Raw genomic sequence first — 19,985 nt, 5'->3', positions numbered from 1 at the left:
CTTATTCATCTTCGGGCAAATCGTTCCGAGCCGTTAAACGGGGCGGAGCTTATACCCATGTAAGTGCGGGATGGCGCTTTTCACACATCCCGGCAAGCGGAAAATTGCTATTCCGCAATTCTTTGCCGCATTTTAAGCGGCCTGACCGGAAAGCCTGCGCCGCCCGGCAATTTTCGTGAACGCCGCAAGCGTTCTGTCTATATCCGCCTCGTCAGTCGCGTGACCGAGGGAAATCCTGAGCGCGCCGAGCTTGGGATCGTGCCCCATCGCGCTCAGCACATGGCTTTCGCCCACCTTGCCGGAAGAGCAGGCCGAACCGGCCGAGAGCGCAATACCCTCTATATCGAAGGCGATCTGTCCCGTTTCCGCTTTGAGGCCCGGCAGGGTGAAGAAGGTCGTATTCCCCACACGGGCAACATCCGCACCATGGATGATGACGTCGGGCGCATTGACCCGCATGCCGTTTTCCAGCTTCGCCCGCAGCGCGCCAAGACGCGCCGCTTCGTCCGCCAGCTTCTCGGCAGCCACGACGGCCGCTGCACCGAAACCAATGACCGACAGGGTATTTTCCGTACCCGAGCGATGGCCCTTCTCCTGACCGCCGCCATGGATCAGCGGTTTCGGCATCATCACCTCGCCGCGCGAAATGAGAGCGCCGGCACCCTTCGGGCCACCGAGCTTGTGAGACGAGAGAACGAGGAAATCTGCATCGAGAGCATTGATATCGAGCGGAATGCGGCCCGCCGCCTGCACGGCATCGACCACCATCAATCCGCCTGCCGCATGCACAAGCCGCGCGGCTTCCGCCACAGGCTGGAGAATGCCGGTCTCATTATTGACCAGCATGCAGGCGACCATCGGCAGACCAGTGGACTTGTCATGCGATGCGAGCAGCACCTCAAGCGCCGCGAGATCGATGACACCCGCTGACGTAACGGGAATTTCCGTAACGTCAGCCTTGCCGAACCGGCCGCCTTCCCGGAAAGCGGGATGCTCGATGGCAGACGCGTAAAGGCGGCCATAACGCACAGGCGCGCGCCCCATTTTGAAATCCGTCGTCAAAACCAGATTGGCCGCTTCTGTCGCACCGCTGGTGAAGGTGACATGCGACGCCTGCGCGCCGGCAAGGGCGGCAACATCGCGACGGGCAGCCTCCACGGCGGCGCGGGCAGCGCGCCCTTCCCGATGCACGGAAGACGGGTTGCCGGCAATTTCCAGCGCAGAGACAAGAACATCCCGCACGGCGGGCAGAAGCGGCGCCGTGGCGTTCCAGTCCATATATGTGCGCGTTAAACCCGTCATAGCGGAAAAGCTTCGCTCAATCTTATATGCGCCAAAACGCATTTTTCTTGAAATTACAGTTGCGCTTGCCTTATGACACGACCCGAGTGCTTAAGCACACGCAAAGTTTCGAATTATTCTAAACTGCGTTCTAGAAAAGATGACACAGTTCGTCAAGTCTTCTCATCGGAAGAATGCGGTTGGAGAATGAAAAAACACGACCGGAGTACCAATGCCCGAAGTCATTTTTAACGGCCCTGCGGGTCGCCTCGAAGGCCGTTATCAACCCTCCAAGGAAAAGAGCGCGCCGATTGCGATCATCCTTCATCCGCACCCGCAGTTTGGCGGCACGATGAACAACCAGATCGTCTATCAGCTCTTTTATCTTTTCCAGAAGCGCGGCTTCACGACGCTCCGGTTCAACTTCCGTTCCATCGGTCGCAGCCAGGGCGAATTCGACCACGGTGCCGGCGAGCTGTCTGACGCCGCCTCGGCGCTCGACTGGGTGCAGAGCCTGCATCCCGATTCCAAGAGCTGCTGGGTTGCCGGTTATTCCTTCGGCGCCTGGATCGGCATGCAGCTTCTGATGCGCCGCCCGGAAATCGAAGGCTTCATGTCGATTGCGCCGCAGCCCAATACCTACGACTTCTCCTTCCTCGCCCCCTGCCCGTCTTCGGGCCTCATCATCAATGGCGACGCCGACAAGGTCGCGCCTGAGAAGGATGTGAACGGCCTGGTCGAAAAACTGAAGACCCAGAAGGGCATCCTCATCACCCACCGCACGCTTCCCGGAGCCAACCACTTCTTCAACGGCAAGGTGGATGAGCTGATGGGCGAATGCGAGGACTATCTTGATCGTCGCCTCAACGGCGAACTTGTGCCGGAGCCGGCGGCCAAGCGTATTCGGTGATTGGCGGCGCATTTCTAGCGCACGTCTTGATTTATCGCTAATGATCGACGGTGGGTGTGGCTCACCCCCTCTGCCCTGCCGGGCATCTCCCCCTCAAGGGGGGAGATCAGCCAGACGCCTGCTCCTCGCCCAAGCTTATACGTTAAAGATGGCCGGAAGGTCGCCACGATTCGATCTCCCCCCTTGAGGGGGAGATGCCCGGCAGGGCAGAGGGGGGTGAGCCACACCCGCCGTCGATCACTACGCCCGCACCAAAACCCCACCCGTCACCGGCTCGCTCACCCCCGTAGTCCCGGGATATGTCAGCGGCAAACCCTTGAGCGAACGCACGGCCAGATAGGCCCAGGCCTCCGCCTCCATCGCCCCGCCATCAAAACCCGCCTCCTCCGCCGCGATCACCCGCGCACCCGACTTTGCTGCAAGCTCGGCAAATTCTCCCATGATCACCGGGTTGAGCCGCCCACCACCGCAAACCACATAGGTTTTCGCCGCCTCCGGCAGATAGCTCGCCGATTTCAGAATGGCAGCACCTGTCAGATGCGCCAGCGTCCGTGCCCCATCCGCAAGAGAAACCTCACCTTTTTTCGGCGGCACAAAATCACCGCGGTCAAGCGACCGACGGATATTGGCCGAAAAAAACGGGCTTTCCATATAACGCGCCACCAACGAGCCAACGACGCTGCCACCCGCCGCCGTCCTGCCGCCCTTGTCGAACGCTTCGCCGGTATGCGCCTCGATCCACTGGTCGATCAGCATATTGCCCGGCCCGCTGTCGAAGGCAGCAAGCCGCCTACCCTCGCCAATATAGGTCAGATTGGAGATCCCCCCAATATTGACGAAGACGGCGGGCGTTTCGAAGCCTTCAGGCAGGTTGGCGGAAAGTGCCATATGATAGGCGGGGATCAGCGGCGCACCCTGCCCGCCATGCACCATGTCGTTGGCACGCATGTCATAAACCACATCGATACCGGTTTCCTCAGCCAGAAGCGCGCCGTCGCCGATCTGCACGGTCAGCGCCTCATCCGGCCGGTGCAGCACCGTCTGGCCATGAAAACCGATGACATCGATATCACCGGGCTGGAGCCGGTGACGATGGAGAAAGGATTTCACCGCCGCCGCATGGGCAAGCGTCAGCTTGCGCTCAGCCTCCGCCAGATCGCCGGGACGTTCGCGCCGCTCGCGAATGGATTTGGCCGTCGTGAGCGCCTTCTGCCAGATGGCACGCAGACCCGGATCATAGGGGAAATAACCGCTCGGCCCATGCCGCACCACGCTCTCGCCATCCGTGCACAAAAGGGCGATATCGATGCCGTCCATCGATGTGCCGCTCATCAGCCCGATTGCCGTTTTGACCTCGCCCACCTGCCGCTCCCCTGCAATCTCGAATCATGCTTACCTTGAATCCCGATATTCATGGCCGAAACGGGTGCACATTTCAAAAAACAATGATAAAGCCGCGACGTTCATTGGTTCTCAATGACGGCAAAGATCAAACCAGAAAGTCAAAGGTTATGTCCAGGTTCAAGTCCGATTTCCTCCGCACGCTCGATGAGCGCGGCTTCATTCACCAGATCTCCGATGAGGCAGGTCTCGACGAACTGTTCGCCAAGGAAACCGTGACCGCCTATATCGGCTATGACCCGACGGCCTCCAGTTTGCATGTCGGCCACCTCACCCAGATCATGATGCTGCACTGGATGCAGAAGACCGGCCACCAGCCGATTTCCCTGATGGGCGGCGGCACCGGCATGGTGGGTGACCCCTCCTTCAAGGAAGAAGCCCGCAAGCTGATGACGATCGACATGATCGAGGACAACATCACCTCGCTCAAGCATGTCTTCGCCAATTACCTCGACTACGACCGCGCCAACAATCCGGCGCTGATGATCAACAATGCCGACTGGCTGCGTGGTCTGAACTATCTCGAATTCCTGCGCGATGTCGGCCGCCATTTCTCGGTCAACCGCATGCTGTCCTTCGACAGCGTGAAGACCCGCCTCGACCGCGAGCAGTCGCTGTCCTTCCTCGAATTCAACTACATGATCCTGCAGGCCTACGACTTTGTGGAGCTGAACCAGCGCACCGGCTGCCGCCTGCAGATGGGCGGCTCTGACCAGTGGGGCAACATCATCAACGGCATCGACCTCGGTCACCGCATGGGGACACCGCAGCTTTACGCGCTGACCTCGCCGCTGCTCACCACCTCTTCGGGTGCCAAGATGGGCAAGTCGGCCTCGGGCGCCGTATGGCTGAACAAAGACCTGCTGCCGGTCTATGATTTCTGGCAATACTGGCGCAACACGGAAGATGCGGATGTCGTGCGCTTCGCCAAGCTGTTCACCACCCTGCCGATGGACGAAATCGCTCGCATCGCGGCGCTTGGCGGGTCTGAGATCAACGAAGCGAAGAAGATCCTCGCAACCGAAGTGACGGCGATCCTGCATGGCCGCGCCGCTGCGGAAGAAGCGGCCGAAACGGCGCGCAAGACCTTCGAGGAAGGCGCGCTCGCCGAAAACCTGCCTTCGATCGAGGTTCCCACAGCCGAACTCGAAGCCGGCGTTGGCGTCCTCTCCCTCATCGTCCGTGCCGGCCTTGCCGGCTCGAATGGCGAAGCTCGCCGCCACGTTCAGGGCGGTGCGGTGAAGATCAACGATCAGGGCATTTCCGACGAGCGTCAGATGGTCGGCACCGGCGAAGTGACCGGCGACGGCGTCATCAAGCTATCGGTTGGCAAGAAAAAGCACGTTCTGGTTCGCCCGGCGTAAGCCAGCACCAAACCCGCATCAAGGGCCGCGAAAGCGGCCCTTTTTATTGGAACTCGAAGATTTGCCGGAAGACGCCCGGTGCAATCAGCGACAGCGGATTGATCGTCAGCTTCGGCTGGTCCGTCTGGCCGGAAAGCTTGAAGGTGATGCCGAGCAGGCCGCGGTCGCGGCCGTTGCCGAGGAAGATGCCGATGAAGGGCAACTCGCCGAACAGCCGGTTCAGCCCATAGGCGGGCATGAAGGTGCCGGTCATGTCCATGCGGCCATTCTGATCCTTCAGCAACCCCTGGAAGGTCGCGCCGATCTGCTCGCCGCGCACGACGCCGTTTTCCACCGCCACCGAACCGTTGACATAAACGAGCCGGGCAAACCCGCGCTGGAACTTTTCCGAGCTCACGTCGATATTGCGACGCACCGCATTGTTGAGGCTCCTGCCGTCCTCGCCCGTCGGCGTGGCGACGATGTCCTGAAGCTTGGCTTCGTTGACGACGGCAAAATTGCGCAGGTCGAGCGATCCGCTCCAGTCGCTGCCATTGGAGGTCGTCAGCGCAAGGTTGAGAAGGCCGCCGCGAATGCGGCTGTAGATATTGGCGAAACGGGCGAGCGACCCCGCGTCGCTGCTGGTCAGCGTCACGGTTCCCGTCGCCCCGCGATTGACGGTCTGCGCCACGACCGCCTGGCCGTTGCCGGTGACGCCACGGAAATCGATGGAGCGGACCTTGCCGTCCCGCACGCTGACATCGGAACTGACATTGGCAAGAATTTCGTCGTTGAACCCGTAGACCTTGTCGAATTGCGTCTTGATGGCAAGGGATGGCTGTGCACGCGACGTTCCGTCGCCGCCACCGGAAGAGCTGCGAAGCTTCGAGAGGAAAGGCCTGAGATCGGCGGATTTTCCCGAGGCATTGATGATATAGCCGTTCTTCGAAGCGGCGACCGAAACGGCGTAATTATCCGAGGGCGAGAGCTGCACGCGGCTGAGATCGGCCGAAATCAGCCCGTTCTTGCTGAAGGCGATATCGCCGGCAGCGCCGAAGCCGTCGCCATCGAGCGAGAAGTCGCTGATCGTTGTGCGCCCGTCTCCCGTTTCCATGGTGAAGGCGGCGCTGGCGGGAATGCCGATGCCCTTGCTCCAGCCGAGCCCGGGCAGAATGATCGACGCCTTGGTCAGATCGAGCCGGATATCCTGGCGTTTCGGGTCGGCACCGTCGATTTCAATCGCCGTTGTGCCGCCAAGAACCGTGGAGAGTTCCGGAGCGAGCTTGGCAACCTGCGTTTCGTTCAGGCTAGCCTTCAACGACAGCGTCGGCGCGATATCGCTGTTCTTGCGCACCGGCTCCGTCATCACGATGTCCATCGGCACATCGTCCACCCGACCCTTGCCCTCCAGTTTGAGCTGGTGGTCGTTCAGCGACATGAAACCATCAAGCGCGGTCACCTTGTGGCCGGCGAAGGGCTTGGTCAGCGCCAGGTTCTTCAGGTCGAGATCGGCCGTCCACACCGGCGGGGGCGGGTTCTGGCTGGAAAGCATGCCAACGGTCAGCTTCGCACTGACCTTGACGTCGCCGGTGAAATCCTCTGGCTTGAACTGCGTATCCTTGAGCGCATTGATGGGCTTGAGCGTCGCAAGCTCCGCCACGGCATCGGCCGCACCGGACACGTTCAGCTCAAGATTTCCGAGCAGCGGCTTCTCATACACATCTGAAATGAGAAAGCGGCTGTTCTCCAATGAAAGCGTCCGGTTGGAAGGGAAATAGGATGTACCCTCCTTGATATCGACGACCATCTTGCCGCCGACGAGGTCGAAATGCGCATCGACATCCCGCAGCGGTGGAATGTCGCCCGTCGTGTTGAGGCGCGTCTCGTCGATGTCGAAGCGGATTTGCATTTCGCTTTCGCCAAGCACCAGCGGGCAGCCGGGGCCGCACATCCGTCCCTGCGGGATGAAGATTGCGATTGACCCATTGGTGACGGTGCCGCCGTAAAGATTGGAGACCACCCAGTCGCGCGGCTTGTGCGCCATCCAGAACGGCCAAAGCTGCTTGACGGCCGTCGCCTCCATCTTCGGAATCTGGCCGCCAAAGCTGATTTCCGGCGACCCCTCGCCAAACCGGATTTTCAGCGACCCCGCCATATCTCCGAGCGGGCCGCTGACGTAAAGCGAGGGAACGTCGAGCTGCTTCGCGGCCGTTGTAAAATGACCGTCCGCTTTCAGGTTGAAAGAAACGGGTGCTTCACCCGAGGCTTCGGAAGAAGCGACGCCGTTGTCTACTCTCAGTGAAAGGCCGAAACCCTCTTCCGTATCGCTGATTTCACCGCTGACGGGAATAATCGTCCGCCCGAGTTCCAACCGCGAATTGTCGATGACCACGCTGTTTTTTGCAAAATCATAACGCGCATGCACCGTGCCGGTTGTGAACGGCTGGGACTCGCCGCCAATCATAAGCGTTCCATTGCCAAGGCCGAGCGAAACGTCCAGACGTGGTTCCTGGGCCGCCGTGGCACGCCGCGCGACGATATTCACGCCTGTCTTGACATTCAGGCCTTCATGGAGATTTCCATCGGGATCGAATTTTTCCAGGAACGGGCCGATATCGAAACCATCGATACGCGCCTCGAAGCCATCAATCACGCCGCCAGCGCCGGAGGTTCTGAGCGACACGCTGGCGATTTCCCCGTTAAACAGGGTTTCTCCATCAAGCGAATATCCGCCCTGCTGATCCGGTGTCAGCGACAGTTCCCGCACCTCGATGGTGCGCGGCTTGCCCTGTTCACCGGGCGGCAGGTGAACCGAAACGCTGGAAATATCGATTTCCTCGGTGCCGCTGCTGAGAAACGCCTGGGCAAGCTTGTCGAGTTGCCCGAACGCCATCTGCAATTGTTGCGGCACGGCGTCGAGCTTGATGCTGGCGAGATCGAAACCGTTGCCTTTCGGCAAAAGCGCCGTATCGAGTTCCATCCCGTCGGCCTCGAGGCTCTGCACCGACACATGGCCGGCCAGAAGCGCAAGCGGGTCGAGCGCCATGCCAATCGCCCGCGCCCGGCTCAGATGCTGGCCGGATTCCTTCTCGATGATATCCACGTCCTCGGCCACCAGCGCCAGCCTCAGCCCGGTGGAAAACCGGATCGCCGAGGAGCCTATCCGCGCGCTGTAATGGGGACCGAGTGCCTTTTCCAGCGCCTGCTGCGCCTGGCTCGAAAGCGTCTTATCGATGGAACCGGTCTCGACCGACAGGATGATGCCGCCGATGGACAGGAAAGCCAGCACGAAAAGGGCCGCAAAAATCTTGCAGAAAGCGCGCGCCATGGAGCGCGGCGGCGGGCAATGCACGATGATCGGGTCTTCGGCCTGAGCCGAAGGAAGCTCGTGCAGCGCAACCATATCGCGCCTGCCGAACGTAACCTTTTCACCCCTTATTTCAGCCATACGCCCGTGTTTGCCTCTAAGTAGCTTTTGTTTCGCCGCAACACTGGACGACGCGCGGTTTCGCTATATATCGAATGTGGCGACTTTCCCTCAACATCCCGGCGAAAGAAAGGTAGAATATGACAGACTTGACGATTGGCAGCCCCGCCCCCGACTTCACCTTGCCCCGTAACGGTGAAGGGACGGTGACATTGTCGAAACTGCAAGGCAAGGCGGTCATTCTTTATTTCTACCCGAAGGACGATACTTCCGGCTGCACCGCAGAAGCCATCGACTTCAGCGCGCTGGGCGGCGAATTCGAGGCCGCCAACGCCGTCGTTATCGGCATTTCGCCCGACAGCGTCAAAAGCCATGACAAGTTCGCGGCAAAACATTCCCTTTCCGTCATGCTCGCTTCCGACGAGGAGAGGAAGGTTCTGGAGGCCTACGGCGTCTGGAAGGAAAAAAGCATGTATGGGAAAAAATACATGGGTGTCGAACGCACCACTTTCCTTGTGGCTCCGGATGGAAAAATCGCGGAAATCTGGAACAAGGTGAAGGTCGTGGGCCATGCACAGGCCGTTCTCGAGGCTGCAAAAAAGCTCTGAGGGATCACTTCATCGTGACGCCCCCCTTCAAAATCATCTCGCTGCGAGGCGGCGCGACGAATGCGATCGCAAGCGCCGATCTCGACCGAAAAACCGAACTCGCGCAGGAAACGGCAACGCGCTGGTTCGAGCGCCGGCTGTCATTGCGCTCCCCGCTCGATCCGCCGCTGCCCGAGCGGCCGGGCCGGCCGAAGAAGCCTGAACTCGTTCCGCCAACCGCGGTGGAACGACGTTCGCTGCACAGCGTCAAGGGTCGCATCGCCCTCTTGCACGCCATCGCCCATATCGAACTCAATGCCGTCGATCTCGCGCTCGATATCGTCGCCCGTTATGCCGGCGAGCCGGTGCCGCACTCCTTTTTCGACGGCTGGATGCAGGTCGCCTTCGAGGAAGCAAAGCACTTCCGGCTGGTTCGCGACCGGCTGCGAAGCCTCGGGGCCGATTATGGTGACTTGCCCGCCCATGACGGGCTGTGGCAGGCTGCGCATTCCACCCGCAACGATCTGACCGCGCGGCTTGCGGTCGTGCCGCTCATCCTGGAGGCGCGTGGGCTTGATGTCACCCCTTCCCTGCAGGCCAAGATGCGCGAGACCGGCGATCTAGAAAGCGCTGCGGTTCTTGACGTGATCTACAATGACGAGAAGGGCCACGTCGCCATCGGCGCGAAATGGTTCCGTTTCCTGTGCGCGCGTGAAAAGAAGGACCCGGCGGCAACCTTCAGGCAACTGGTCCGCGCCAATTTCCGCGGCCCCCTGAAACCGCCTTTCAACGACCTCGCCCGCGCCGAGGCCGGCCTGACGCCATCCTTTTACCGCTCGCTGACATCCGTCAGCCGATAGCTGACACGGCTAAAACCTCTCCGGCAAAACTTCGTTAACCTTAACGAATTATGATTTCCGTTAAGAAATCGGCCAGTCCGGAGAGAGATTGTGACTGATACGGCGGAAAACCGGGTATTCGGCAAAAAGCGTGAGCCCCACGTGCTCATTCTCGCGCGCGGCGAAAGCGTGCGGCACATGACCATTCGGCCGTGGATGGCGGCGCTTGCCGGCTGCGCGATCGGGCTTTTTTCGCTCGGATATCTCGGCGCCACAGGCTATCTCATTTTGCGTGACGACCTGATCGGCGCGACCATGGCGCGCCAGACCCGCATGCAGAACGACTATGAAGACCGCATCGCGGCGCTCAGAGCCCAGGTGGACCGTGTCACCTCCCGGCAATTGCTCGATCAGCAGGTTGTTGAAAAGAAAGTGGAAAAGCTGCTGGAGCAGCAGGCGGCGCTGGCCTCGCGGCACGGTCGCATGAGCGAATTGCTTGAGCGCGCCGAAAATTCCGGCATTGCCGCCTCCCCTATCGCGCCCTCGTCTCTTTCGAACGCCATGGCGCCGGAAAAACGCGCCGACCTCTCCGGCGGCCTCTCGGCCATTGAAAAGCTGATGACCCCACGCAGGCCGCAGGCGGAAAAGCCGGCCACATCCGACAGACACGCCGCCTATGTGCCGGAAGCCGGCGAAACGCCATCCGACCGGGCCGACCGGGTGTTTTCCAAGGTGACGCTGTCGCTGAAGAATATCGAACACCAGCAGATATCGCGCATCGCCAGACTGACCAGCGACGCCGAGGACAAGGCGAATGCGATGCAGGACATCATCCGGCAGGCAGGCCTGAAAATCGAAGAAAACGGCAACGACGACATTGGCGGCCCCTATGCGGATCCCGAGCGCGGCGAAACCGATCCTTTCAACCTGTCGCTTACCAATCTCGACAATGCGCTGAACCGGCTCGACATCGTCAAGGAAACCGCGACCAACCTGCCCTTCGGCAACCCGGCCCCCGGCCGGGCGATCACCAGCCGATTCGGCAACAGGATGGATCCGTTTCTCGGCCGCCCGGCCCTTCATACCGGCATCGATTTTCGTGCAGAAACCGGCGCTGACGTCAAATCCACCGGCGCGGGCAAGGTGACGGTGGCGGAAAATTCCGGCGGCTATGGTAATATGGTCGAGATCGATCACGGCCAGGGCGTCTCGACGCGATTCGGCCATCTTTCCGCAATTCTGGTGAAAGTCGGCGACAGGGTCGAAACCGGCGATATCATCGGCCGCGCCGGCAGCACCGGCCGCTCCACCGGCCCGCATGTACATTATGAGGTACGCCGCAACGATGTGCCCGTTGATCCCATGCGGTTCCTGATCGCGGGAACGGAACTCAAAACCTACCTGAAATAGCAGCCCGATTTTAACGCTTCTTTTGCTATTTTAACGATAAACCGCACAAATATGCGCCCAAGGCTTAAAAGCCCAGCCCGAGGCATCACGTTTCGCGTGCTTTTCCCGTTGTTTCCTTGACTTTCCGGCAATTTGGGCCTATCCCCGCGCCAAGTCTTTGCAAGTGCCAGAGCGCACGCAGGTATATCGTACCGAACCAGAACGGAAAAAGTTCTTCCTTTGACAACATTCTCTGATCTTGGCCTGAGCCAAAAAGTTCTTTCCGCTATTGCAGATGCCGGCTACACGACGCCGACACCCATTCAGGCTGGCGCCATTCCGCCGGCGCTGGAAAAGCGTGATATCTGCGGTATCGCACAGACCGGCACGGGCAAAACCGCGTCCTTCGTTCTGCCGATGCTTACCCTGCTCGAGAAGGGCCGCGCCCGCGCAAGAATGCCGCGCACGCTGATCCTCGAGCCGACCCGTGAGCTGGCAGCGCAGGTGGCGGAGAACTTCGAGAAATACGGCAAGAATCACAAGCTGAACGTCGCCCTTCTCATCGGCGGCGTTTCCTTCGAAGACCAGGACCGCAAGCTTGAGCGCGGCGCCGATGTTCTCATCTGCACCCCCGGCCGTCTTCTCGACCATTGCGAACGCGGCAAGCTTTTGATGACCGGCGTGGAAATCCTCGTCATCGATGAAGCCGACCGCATGCTGGACATGGGCTTCATTCCCGATATCGAGCGCATCGCCAAGATGATCCCCTTTACCCGGCAGACGCTGTTCTTTTCGGCCACCATGCCGCCGGAAATCCAGAAGCTGGCTGATCGCTTCCTGCAGAACCCCGTCCGTGTCGAGGTTGCCAAGCCCTCCTCCACGGCAAAGACCGTTGCCCAGCGCATCGTCGCCGCGCACAACAAGGACTATGAAAAGCGCGCCGTGCTGCGCGATCTCGTCCGCGCCGAAGAAGCCGAACTGAAGAACGCCATCATCTTCTGCAACCGCAAGAAGGATGTGGCCGACCTGTTCCGCTCGCTCGACCGTCACGGCTTTTCCGTCGGCGCGCTGCATGGCGACATGGACCAGCGTTCGCGCACCACGATGCTGCAGAGCTTCAAGGACGGCAACCTGAAGCTGCTCGTCGCCTCTGACGTCGCCGCACGCGGCCTCGACATCCCCGATGTCAGCCACGTCTTCAACTTCGATATTCCCATTCATTCGGAAGACTATGTCCACCGCATCGGCCGCACCGGTCGCGCCGGCCGCTCGGGCAAGGCCTTCACCATCGTCACCAGAAACGACACCAAATATCTCGACGCGATCGAAAAGCTGATCGGCGAAAAGATCGAGTGGCAGAACGGTGACCTCTCCACCCTTCCCGCGCCGATGGAGAGCTTTGAAAGCAACTCCGGCCGCCGGGGCAAGGAACGGGGCGGCAGGGGCCGCGACCGCAACCGTCGCGACGCAGCGCCGGTCGACAACATCAATCAGGGTGCACAATCCGCTGCGGACGCTGATGTCGCGGCTCATGGAGACGACAAGGTGAGAGCAGAACGTAAATCGGAAAAGACCCCGCGCAATTCCGACCGCAACAGCCGCAACCCGTTGCACGCCAATGACGACAACCGCGACCGCCGCCGCCATTATCGCGACCACGACGATGGCCCGACACCGGTTGGTTTCGGCGACGACATCCCCGCTTTCATGCTGATTGTCGCCAACGCCAAGGGCTGACCGCGGGAATGGGCAGCATGACATCGACCACCAGGCCCGGCCTTGATTTTCCAGGCGTCGGCGTCGGCCTTGTCATATTGCGTGACGAACGCATACTTTTATGCCGGCGCTTGAAGGCGCCGGAAGCCGGATACTGGAACATTCCGGGCGGCAAGGTCGATCACCTTGAAACATCCCTCGCCGCAGCACGTCGGGAAGCCGAAGAAGAAACCGGGCTCAAGATCGGTGACGTCGAATTCCTCTGCCATAGCGAATTCATCGATACGGAAGACCGTCACCATTGGGTTTCGCTGATCTTCGTCACCCGCGATGCGCAGGGTGAGCCGGCACTGACCGAGCCCGACAAGCTTTCCGCCATTGGCTGGTTCGATCCGAATAAGCTTCCCGAACCCATCTCCGCCTTCGCCAGGGACGCCCTGGCCGCCCTGAAAAAAGGCCAGCCAGAAAACTGAGCCGGCCGCCTGTTGGGCGAGGCCAGTCAAAGCGCATCGTCAAACAGCCGCGCGAATGACGCGCGAGAGCCGGTATCGCCGTCTCCGCGCTATATTTTTTCAACAAACGGCAGAGGGAAGCACGCCTTGGCGTAAGGCTTTCCGAATTCAATTTAAAATTGCTGAATTTAGCCCCACATAAAAAACCGCCCCAGTTTCCTGAAGCGGTTTATACGTAATGAAAAAAATACAATATATGAAGCAATATAGTCTGGCAGTGCTTACAATCGGAACACTTTCCGAGGCCGGTTAAGGCCAATTTCAGTCGTCCCCTGAAACAATTACATTTAAGCTAATCATTTACTTTGCGTCAAGCAAATCTTCTCGCAATTGCGAAAAAACCGGAAAAACAAACCTGCCAATGAGGTGAAGCTTTATATATTTCTAATATATATCAGATAGTTACGGAAATGAGAACAAAATGTGCATTTTTGTGGGCTGCACTATAAAAGGCACGGCCAAGATGCACAGGTTCTAAATTTCATATCTACTCCACAAATATGATAGTTTTATAAAGTAAAACGGTCGCTCCTCCGCACAGAGTTTATTCCTGTAGCAATCAGAGTAAATCGAGGATGATCCACGGAAAATTAACGACTATGGCTGCTTCGGTTTGCAAGACGCAGAACAACTAAAACTTGATATTTCTATAGGTGACTAAAACATGAAGGTTCACGCTGAAATCCACGACCAAACTTCAGGCGATTTTCTGCTGTTGAGTGGGCATTTCAGGATGCAATAATCATACTAAGCGCATGCCTTGCTGCACCTAATACGGCGACATGATGAATCGGGCAAAAAAAATGATAATCCCCCACATGACGATAGAGACGACTAAAACCAGCAAATGAGGCCTGCGCGTAAAGTAAAGTACGAATGCTTTTGCAATTTTCTCCATATTTTCCGATGACGACACATTCATATTAGTGCGCGGCCACCCCTCCTTCGCGACAGAAAACCTGATCAGTCACGCCTTTCTTCTCGCGGCTTTATCTCAGGAGAGATCGCCACCATTGCCATCATGATTATCGCGAACAACAATATGAATGGGCACAAAACGAGCATCGCAAGGCCCTTGACGATCATACCGGGCACCTTGAGAATTTGCTTCGGTCTCTCAACGCACATCGTGACCGCCTTTTTGGAAATCTATATATTCAAATATTGTCATCGCCCCCCTCAAAACCGCATCGCCTTCAAGACCGCTGAGGAGTCATGAAGCATCTATGGCGCGATATGTGGGTCAGTGCAGGGAGCACGAAGCATGCGCCTATCTTGCTGATGCCTTTAACACAGTGCTAAATAACCTTCTAAAACAGGTGCGTCCCGGCAGACGCCCTTCAAACTGGTGATATACGAACACAGAGAGGATTAAATCACATTTGGATTTTTGTAAACTCCATTTGTGATTTAATTTAAGAGAATTTGGCTAGGAAAGAAGTCGAGTCCAAGACAGACCTTGGAAGACGCCTCAGAGCTGTGAGGGCAGCTTTCGATATCGATGACCGGAATGTCTTTGCGAGCCGGCTTTCGATCAGTAAAAGCGGACTGGCTCATTATGAGCGGGGCGAACGCGTGCCCGACGCCGAACTGCTTTGCGCCTATCACCGTGAATTCGGCGTCAACATATCCTGGCTTGTCACGGGGCAAGGCGATATGTTCGAGACCGGGCAATCAACAAACACGGAGCATGGCTCACATCAGCTTCTGGTCGATCTGATCAATCCGCTCGGGAGGCTGATAAACAAAGTTTACCGTGACCAGCAAGTCAGGATAACCGACGATCAGCGCTTCGCGGAGCTGACGAGATGGCATAACAATCTGACGAGCCGCGCCGGCCCCTCTTTCGAATGGAACGATCTGATGTCGCAGTTGCCCTGGGTGGAGCAAAGCCTTGCGGAGGAACTGCGTTCGAAACGAGCGGACGCCGAAGGCAATAAAAGATCGACAGGTTGATTTATTGGTGGCAGGGCGCGACGCGCGTGCAATGTGATAGTTTTCCGGGAATGACCGTGAAGCGTATATTTTTCCTTTGGAAAACCGGTTGTTGCCGATAAACATCAAGCCGAGACAACAGGATTTCCATCGCGTCATGCTTTCACTTCGCCTGCTAACGATCATCGCCGGTTTTGCCCTTGCGGGCTCAGCAAGCGCGGCATCGATTGGCATCGTTGCTCCACAGAGCGGTCCTTACGAACTTCTGGGACAGCAGATACGGCAGGGGGCGAAGGCGGCGGCGGCCAAGCTCGGCCTTGATGTCGTCGAAATCCATGAAAGCTGCGAAGATGGCAGCGGCGGCGCTATTGCCGACGGCCTTGTAGCCGCCAAGGTCAGCACCGCGATTGGGTTTTTATGCACGGAAACGCTTCAGGGCGTTCTGCCGCCCTTGAAGGCGGCCGCCATACCCGCCATCACGCTTTCCAGCCGCGCACCGATCCTGATGGAAGACGCCCTGAAATACGGCTGGCCGCTCTTTCGTCTCGCCCCGTCCGACAGGGCCGAATCGGACAGGATCTTGGAGATCATGCTGCGCGACTGGAAGGGACATTCCATCGGGCTTGTGGATGACGGCACGATCTACAGCCGCGAGCTGGTCGACCGCATCCGCTCTTCGCTCGAGGAAAACGGTCTCAAACCCACCTTTGCCGACACGATGCGACCCAATCAGGAACAGCAGGTGGCGCTGGTGCGCCGACTGGCGCGCACTGGCGTCTCCCATGTCTTCGTCGGTGCGGAGCGCAACGACGTGGCCATCATCGCCAGAGATGCCGGGTCGGAAAACCTTCCTTTGACCATCATGGGCGGCGACGCCATGAACGCCGCCAACAACCCGGTTCCCCTCGCCGCGAATGTGTTGGCGGTCACCCGCCCGGCCTATGATACCCTGCCATCGGCCCAGGCCGTCGCCGGCGAACTGCGCGGCGCCGGCATCGAGCCGGAAGGTTATGTCCTGCCGGCCTATGCGGCTGCGGAACTGACTGCCGCCCTTGCGGAAGCCACGCAGGCGCAGTCGAAACCCGCGCCGGAGATACTGGCGGGCGGCGCCGTGTTCAGGACAGTCATCGGCGAGCTCGGCTTCAACCCCTCGCATGACCTTTCGGACAATCCTTACCGCCTGCAGCGATGGAACGGCCAGCGCTTCGAACCGGCGGACAAGGCGGAAAGACCATAGGCGAAACCCGCGCGGCCGAAATTTCGAGGAAACGTAGCTTAAAACCCCCGGCAACCGCGATGCCAGCCGTTCCAAACCCGGATACTTGGTGTTAAAGGCAGCTTACGCAACGCGTCGAGAGGAGTTTGCCCCATGTCCCTGCCCATCCGCATAGCCCCGTCCATTCTGGCTGCAAATTTCGCCAAGCTCGGACAGGAAGTCGCCGATGTCACGGAAGCGGGCGCGGACTGGATTCATCTCGATGTCATGGACGGCCACTTCGTCCCCAATATCTCCTTTGGCCCTGACGTCATCAAGGCGCTTCGTCCGCACAGCAATGCCTTCTTCGATTGCCACCTGATGATTGCGCCCGTCGATCCTTATCTCGAAGCTTTCGCCAAGGCGGGCTGCGATAGCATCACCGTGCATGCGGAAGCCGGACCGCACCTTCACCGTTCTCTCCAGACCATCCGCGGACTTGGCCTGAAGGCCGGCGTCACGGTCAATCCGGCAACGCCGCTTTCCGTCATCGAAAACGTGCTGGATGATGTCGACCTCGTGCTGATCATGAGCGTCAATCCCGGCTTCGGCGGTCAGAAATTCATTCCCGCCATGCTCGACAAGATTCGTGCAGCAAAGGCGATGATCGGTGAACGGCCGATCGAACTGGAGGTGGATGGCGGCGTGACAGCGCAGACAGCAGGTGACATCATCGCCGCCGGCGCCAATGCGCTCGTCGCCGGCTCGGCGGTCTTCAAAGGCGATGGCGTCGATGACTATCGCAAAACGGTCGCCCTGCTGCGCACGGCAGCCGAAGCCGGACGGACGTAAACCACCACGGCTGAATGCGGCAGAACGAGGCATCGGGGGATTGTCATGGAAAGCGGCATGAAGAGCTTCCGTGGCAAGGCTCTTCCAACTCTGTTGATTCTGCTCGGCGCGCTTGGCTGGGGCGTCTGCTCGACCGCTTCCGCCGGCATTGGCCTCTATGTCCGAAACAGGCTGGAAACGGACCACGCCGCCGATATCATCACGCTTTTTTTCGTGGGCGGCTTTTTCGGCTGGCTACTGGCGCTCGCCGCATTGCGCTTTCTCCCCGCCTCGACATCCCGGCCATTACGTTTTGCGGCCGCTTGTCTCGCCATCGTTTTTTTCACGCTGGCCGTTGCGGCAGCATTGTTCGCATTCGAATACCGCATCTTTTATGCGCAATGGCACGCACCGGCTTTTTCACGCATCTGGTTTTTCCAACAACTCTTCACGTCGCTCGGCGCGGTCTATCAATTCGCAATTCTCGGTCTTGGGCTTTATTTTCCTTTTTCCATTGTTCCGCTCTTGGCCGCTGGCGCAATCCTCTGCCGGCCTGCGCGACGAGCGGCATAGCCATGCAGCTTGATAGATTGAGATTAGTGGAACACTTTGCTAAACGGGCAGCAAATTTCCTCCACTAAGAAAGTCATTGCCATGATCCCTCGTTACTCCCGGCCGGAAATGGTCGCCATCTGGTCGCCGGAAACAAAGTTCCGCATCTGGTTCGAGATCGAGGCACATGCCTGTGACGCGCTGGCCGAACTCGGCGTTATCCCGAAATCGGCGGCCCAGACCATTTGGGAAAAGGGCGGCAGCGCGACCTTCGATGTCGCGCGCATCGACGAGATCGAGGCCGTGACCAAACACGACGTCATCGCCTTCCTCACCCATCTTGCCGAATTTGTCGGCCCCGACAGCCGTTTCGTGCATCAGGGCATGACCTCGTCGGACGTGCTTGACACCACGCTCAACATCCAGCTCGTGCGCGCCGCCGATCTGCTGCTCGCTGACATGGACCGGGTGCTCGCAGCGCTGAAGACCCGCGCCTTCGAACACAAGAACACGGTGCGCATCGGCCGCAGCCACGGCATCCATGCCGAACCGACCACCATGGGCCTGACCTTCGCGCGTTTCTACGCCGAGATGCACCGCAATCGCGAGCGCCTCGTCAATGCCCGTGCGGAAATCGCCACCGGCGCAATCTCCGGCGCCGTCGGCACCTTTGCCAATATCGACCCGCGCGTCGAAGAACATGTCTGCGAAAAGCTCGGCCTCATTCCCGAGCCGGTCTCCACGCAGGTCATCCCGCGCGACCGTCATGCCATGTTCTTCGCCACCCTCGGCGTCATCGCCTCGTCGATCGAAAACGTCGCCATCGAAATCCGCCATATGCAGCGCACCGAAGTTCTGGAAGCGGAAGAATTCTTCTCGCCCGGCCAGAAGGGCTCGTCGGCCATGCCGCACAAGCGCAACCCGGTTCTGACCGAAAACCTCACCGGCCTTGCCCGTCTGGTGCGCATGTCGGTCGTCCCGGCCATGGAAAACGTGGCGCTGTGGCACGAACGCGACATCAGCCACTCCTCCGTGGAGCGCGCCATCGGCCCAGACACGACCGTCACGCTGGATTTCGCGCTGAACCGCCTGGCCGGCGTCATCGAAAAGCTGGTGATCTACCCGGACAACATGTTGAAGAACATGAACAAGTTCCGGGGTCTCGTGCATTCGCAGCGCGTTCTGCTGGCGCTGACGCAGGCTGGCGTCTCCCGTGAAGACGCTTACCGTCTGGTGCAGCGCAACGCCATGAAGGTGTGGGAACAGGGTGCCGACTTCCTTGAGGAACTGCTGGGCGACGAGGAGGTGCGCGCCGCACTGTCCGAAGAGGTGATCCGCGAGAAGTTCGACCTCGGCTACCACACCAAACACGTCGACACGATCTTCACCCGTGTCTTCGGCGAGGCCTGAGAGAACTCCCTGAAGTTAATGCCGCCGCGGCCTTGATCGCGGCGGCATCACAACACAGATATGGGCGCATGAAAGTTTCAGAAGCAGATATCCTGATCGTCCCCGGTTATACCAATTCCGGCCCCGACCACTGGCAGAGCCGCTGGGAGCGCAAGCTTTCCACCGCCCGCCGTGTCGAGCAGGCGGAATGGTCCAAACCCGTGAAGGAAGACTGGGTCGCCCGGCTGGTGGAAGAGGTCAACGCTTCCACCAAGCCCATTGTGCTCGTCGCCCATTCGCTCGGCGTACCGACCGTGATCCACGCCTTGCCGGAAATCGGCAAGAAGGTGTCCGGCGCGCTGTTTGTCGCGCCGCCCGATGTCGCCAATCCCGATATCCGGCCAAAACACCTGATGACCTTCGGGCCTTACCCGCGCGACCCGCTGCCTTTCCCGGCGATCACCATCGCCAGCCGCAACGACCCTTTCGGCTCCTATGAACATGCCGATGACATCGCCGCCGCCTGGGGCTCGCTTTTGATCGACGCCGGCATGTCCGGCCACATCAACGCGGAGTCCGGCCATGGTCCGTGGCCGGAAGGCGGCATGGTCTTCGCGCAGTTCCTGAGCCGGCTGAAGGCAGTCGAGCGCTGATTGGTGGCAGCCATGCAGGCCGCCG

Annotated in this window: 16 protein-coding genes and 1 pseudogene; 13 read left to right on the top strand and 4 right to left on the bottom strand. The window is 59.3% G+C overall.

Going from position 1 to position 19,985, the window contains the following annotated elements:
• Positions 1-132 precede the first annotated feature (132 nt).
• Positions 133-1,302 (bottom strand): cysteine desulfurase family protein, encoded by a 1,170-nt coding sequence (locus BS627_RS04210; protein ID WP_077982047.1) that lies wholly within the window; start codon positions 1,300-1,302, stop codon positions 133-135.
• Positions 1,303-1,513: 211 nt separating this feature from the next.
• Here BS627_RS04210 and BS627_RS04205 point away from each other — a divergent pair, with 211 nt between their 5' ends.
• Entirely contained in the window at positions 1,514-2,191 is a 678-nt protein-coding gene (locus BS627_RS04205) for an alpha/beta hydrolase (RefSeq protein WP_003495402.1), read from the top strand.
• Between the two features lie 240 nt (positions 2,192-2,431).
• Here the strand turns inward: BS627_RS04205 and BS627_RS04200 are convergent, their stop codons facing one another.
• On the bottom strand, positions 2,432-3,553 hold the full coding sequence (locus BS627_RS04200) for an anhydro-N-acetylmuramic acid kinase (protein ID WP_077982046.1): 1,122 nt from the start codon (positions 3,551-3,553) through the stop codon (positions 2,432-2,434).
• A 149-nt stretch (positions 3,554-3,702) separates the two neighbouring features.
• Here BS627_RS04200 and tyrS point away from each other — a divergent pair, with 149 nt between their 5' ends.
• Entirely contained in the window at positions 3,703-4,956 is a 1,254-nt protein-coding gene (gene tyrS, locus BS627_RS04195; protein ID WP_077982879.1) for a tyrosine--tRNA ligase, read from the top strand.
• A 43-nt stretch (positions 4,957-4,999) separates the two neighbouring features.
• Here tyrS and BS627_RS04190 read toward each other — a convergent pair whose 3' ends face one another.
• A complete protein-coding gene (locus BS627_RS04190; protein WP_077982045.1) occupies positions 5,000-8,383 on the bottom strand; it encodes a YhdP family protein in 3,384 nt (1,127 codons plus the stop codon).
• A gap of 119 nt (positions 8,384-8,502) precedes the next feature.
• Between BS627_RS04190 and bcp the strand changes: the two genes are divergently transcribed.
• From bcp to BS627_RS24920, 6 genes and pseudogenes are all read left to right on the top strand, one after another.
• The gene (gene bcp, locus BS627_RS04185) at positions 8,503-8,970 is read left to right on the top strand and encodes a thioredoxin-dependent thiol peroxidase (RefSeq protein WP_077982044.1); all 468 of its coding nucleotides are present in this window, start codon (positions 8,503-8,505) and stop codon (positions 8,968-8,970) included.
• A gap of 14 nt (positions 8,971-8,984) precedes the next feature.
• Positions 8,985-9,809 carry a ferritin-like domain-containing protein gene (locus BS627_RS04180; RefSeq protein ID WP_077982043.1) on the top strand — a complete coding sequence of 275 codons (825 nt, stop codon included), beginning with the start codon at positions 8,985-8,987 and terminating at the stop codon, positions 9,807-9,809.
• 90 nt (positions 9,810-9,899) lie between these two features.
• Positions 9,900-11,198 carry a M23 family metallopeptidase gene (locus BS627_RS04175; protein WP_077982042.1) on the top strand — a complete coding sequence of 433 codons (1,299 nt, stop codon included), beginning with the start codon at positions 9,900-9,902 and terminating at the stop codon, positions 11,196-11,198.
• 219 nt (positions 11,199-11,417) lie between these two features.
• Entirely contained in the window at positions 11,418-12,914 is a 1,497-nt protein-coding gene (locus BS627_RS04170) for a DEAD/DEAH box helicase (RefSeq protein ID WP_077982041.1), read from the top strand.
• Between the two features lie 8 nt (positions 12,915-12,922).
• Complete coding sequence (locus tag BS627_RS04165) at positions 12,923-13,366, top strand: NUDIX domain-containing protein (protein WP_077982040.1); 444 nt, start codon at positions 12,923-12,925, stop codon at positions 13,364-13,366.
• A 1,464-nt stretch (positions 13,367-14,830) separates the two neighbouring features.
• Positions 14,831-15,055, top strand: a pseudogene (locus BS627_RS24920) (helix-turn-helix domain-containing protein); the annotation flags it as partial.
• A gap of 45 nt (positions 15,056-15,100) precedes the next feature.
• Here BS627_RS24920 and BS627_RS24800 read toward each other — a convergent pair.
• Positions 15,101-15,499, bottom strand: a complete 399-nt coding sequence (locus BS627_RS24800) for a hypothetical protein (protein ID WP_245307055.1) — start codon at positions 15,497-15,499, stop codon at positions 15,101-15,103.
• On the opposite strand from BS627_RS24800, the gene BS627_RS04155 reads away from it, so the two are divergent.
• The 5 genes from BS627_RS04155 (at position 15,498) to BS627_RS04135 (ending at position 19,960) form a co-directional block, all read left to right on the top strand.
• Positions 15,498-16,577: an ABC transporter substrate-binding protein gene (locus BS627_RS04155; protein ID WP_077982878.1), complete on the top strand. Its 1,080-nt coding sequence runs from the start codon at positions 15,498-15,500 to the stop codon at positions 16,575-16,577. The two genes, BS627_RS24800 and BS627_RS04155, sit on opposite strands and share 2 nt — an antisense overlap.
• Positions 16,578-16,709: 132 nt before the next feature.
• The gene (gene rpe / locus BS627_RS04150) at positions 16,710-17,387 is read left to right on the top strand and encodes a ribulose-phosphate 3-epimerase (protein ID WP_077982038.1); all 678 of its coding nucleotides are present in this window, start codon (positions 16,710-16,712) and stop codon (positions 17,385-17,387) included.
• Positions 17,388-17,432: 45 nt separating this feature from the next.
• Positions 17,433-17,939: a hypothetical protein gene (locus BS627_RS04145; protein ID WP_077982037.1), complete on the top strand. Its 507-nt coding sequence runs from the start codon at positions 17,433-17,435 to the stop codon at positions 17,937-17,939.
• An 81-nt stretch (positions 17,940-18,020) separates the two neighbouring features.
• Positions 18,021-19,328 (top strand): adenylosuccinate lyase, encoded by a 1,308-nt coding sequence (gene purB, locus BS627_RS04140; protein ID WP_077982036.1) that lies wholly within the window; start codon positions 18,021-18,023, stop codon positions 19,326-19,328.
• Positions 19,329-19,396: 68 nt separating this feature from the next.
• Complete coding sequence (locus tag BS627_RS04135) at positions 19,397-19,960, top strand: alpha/beta hydrolase (RefSeq protein WP_077982035.1); 564 nt, start codon at positions 19,397-19,399, stop codon at positions 19,958-19,960.
• Positions 19,961-19,985: the final 25 nt, after the last annotated feature.

Origin of the sequence: Agrobacterium salinitolerans (genome assembly GCF_002008225.1) — a bacterium.
GTDB classification, from domain to species: domain Bacteria; phylum Pseudomonadota; class Alphaproteobacteria; order Rhizobiales; family Rhizobiaceae; genus Agrobacterium; species Agrobacterium salinitolerans.
This window is presented reverse-complemented; position numbering and strand designations above follow the sequence as displayed.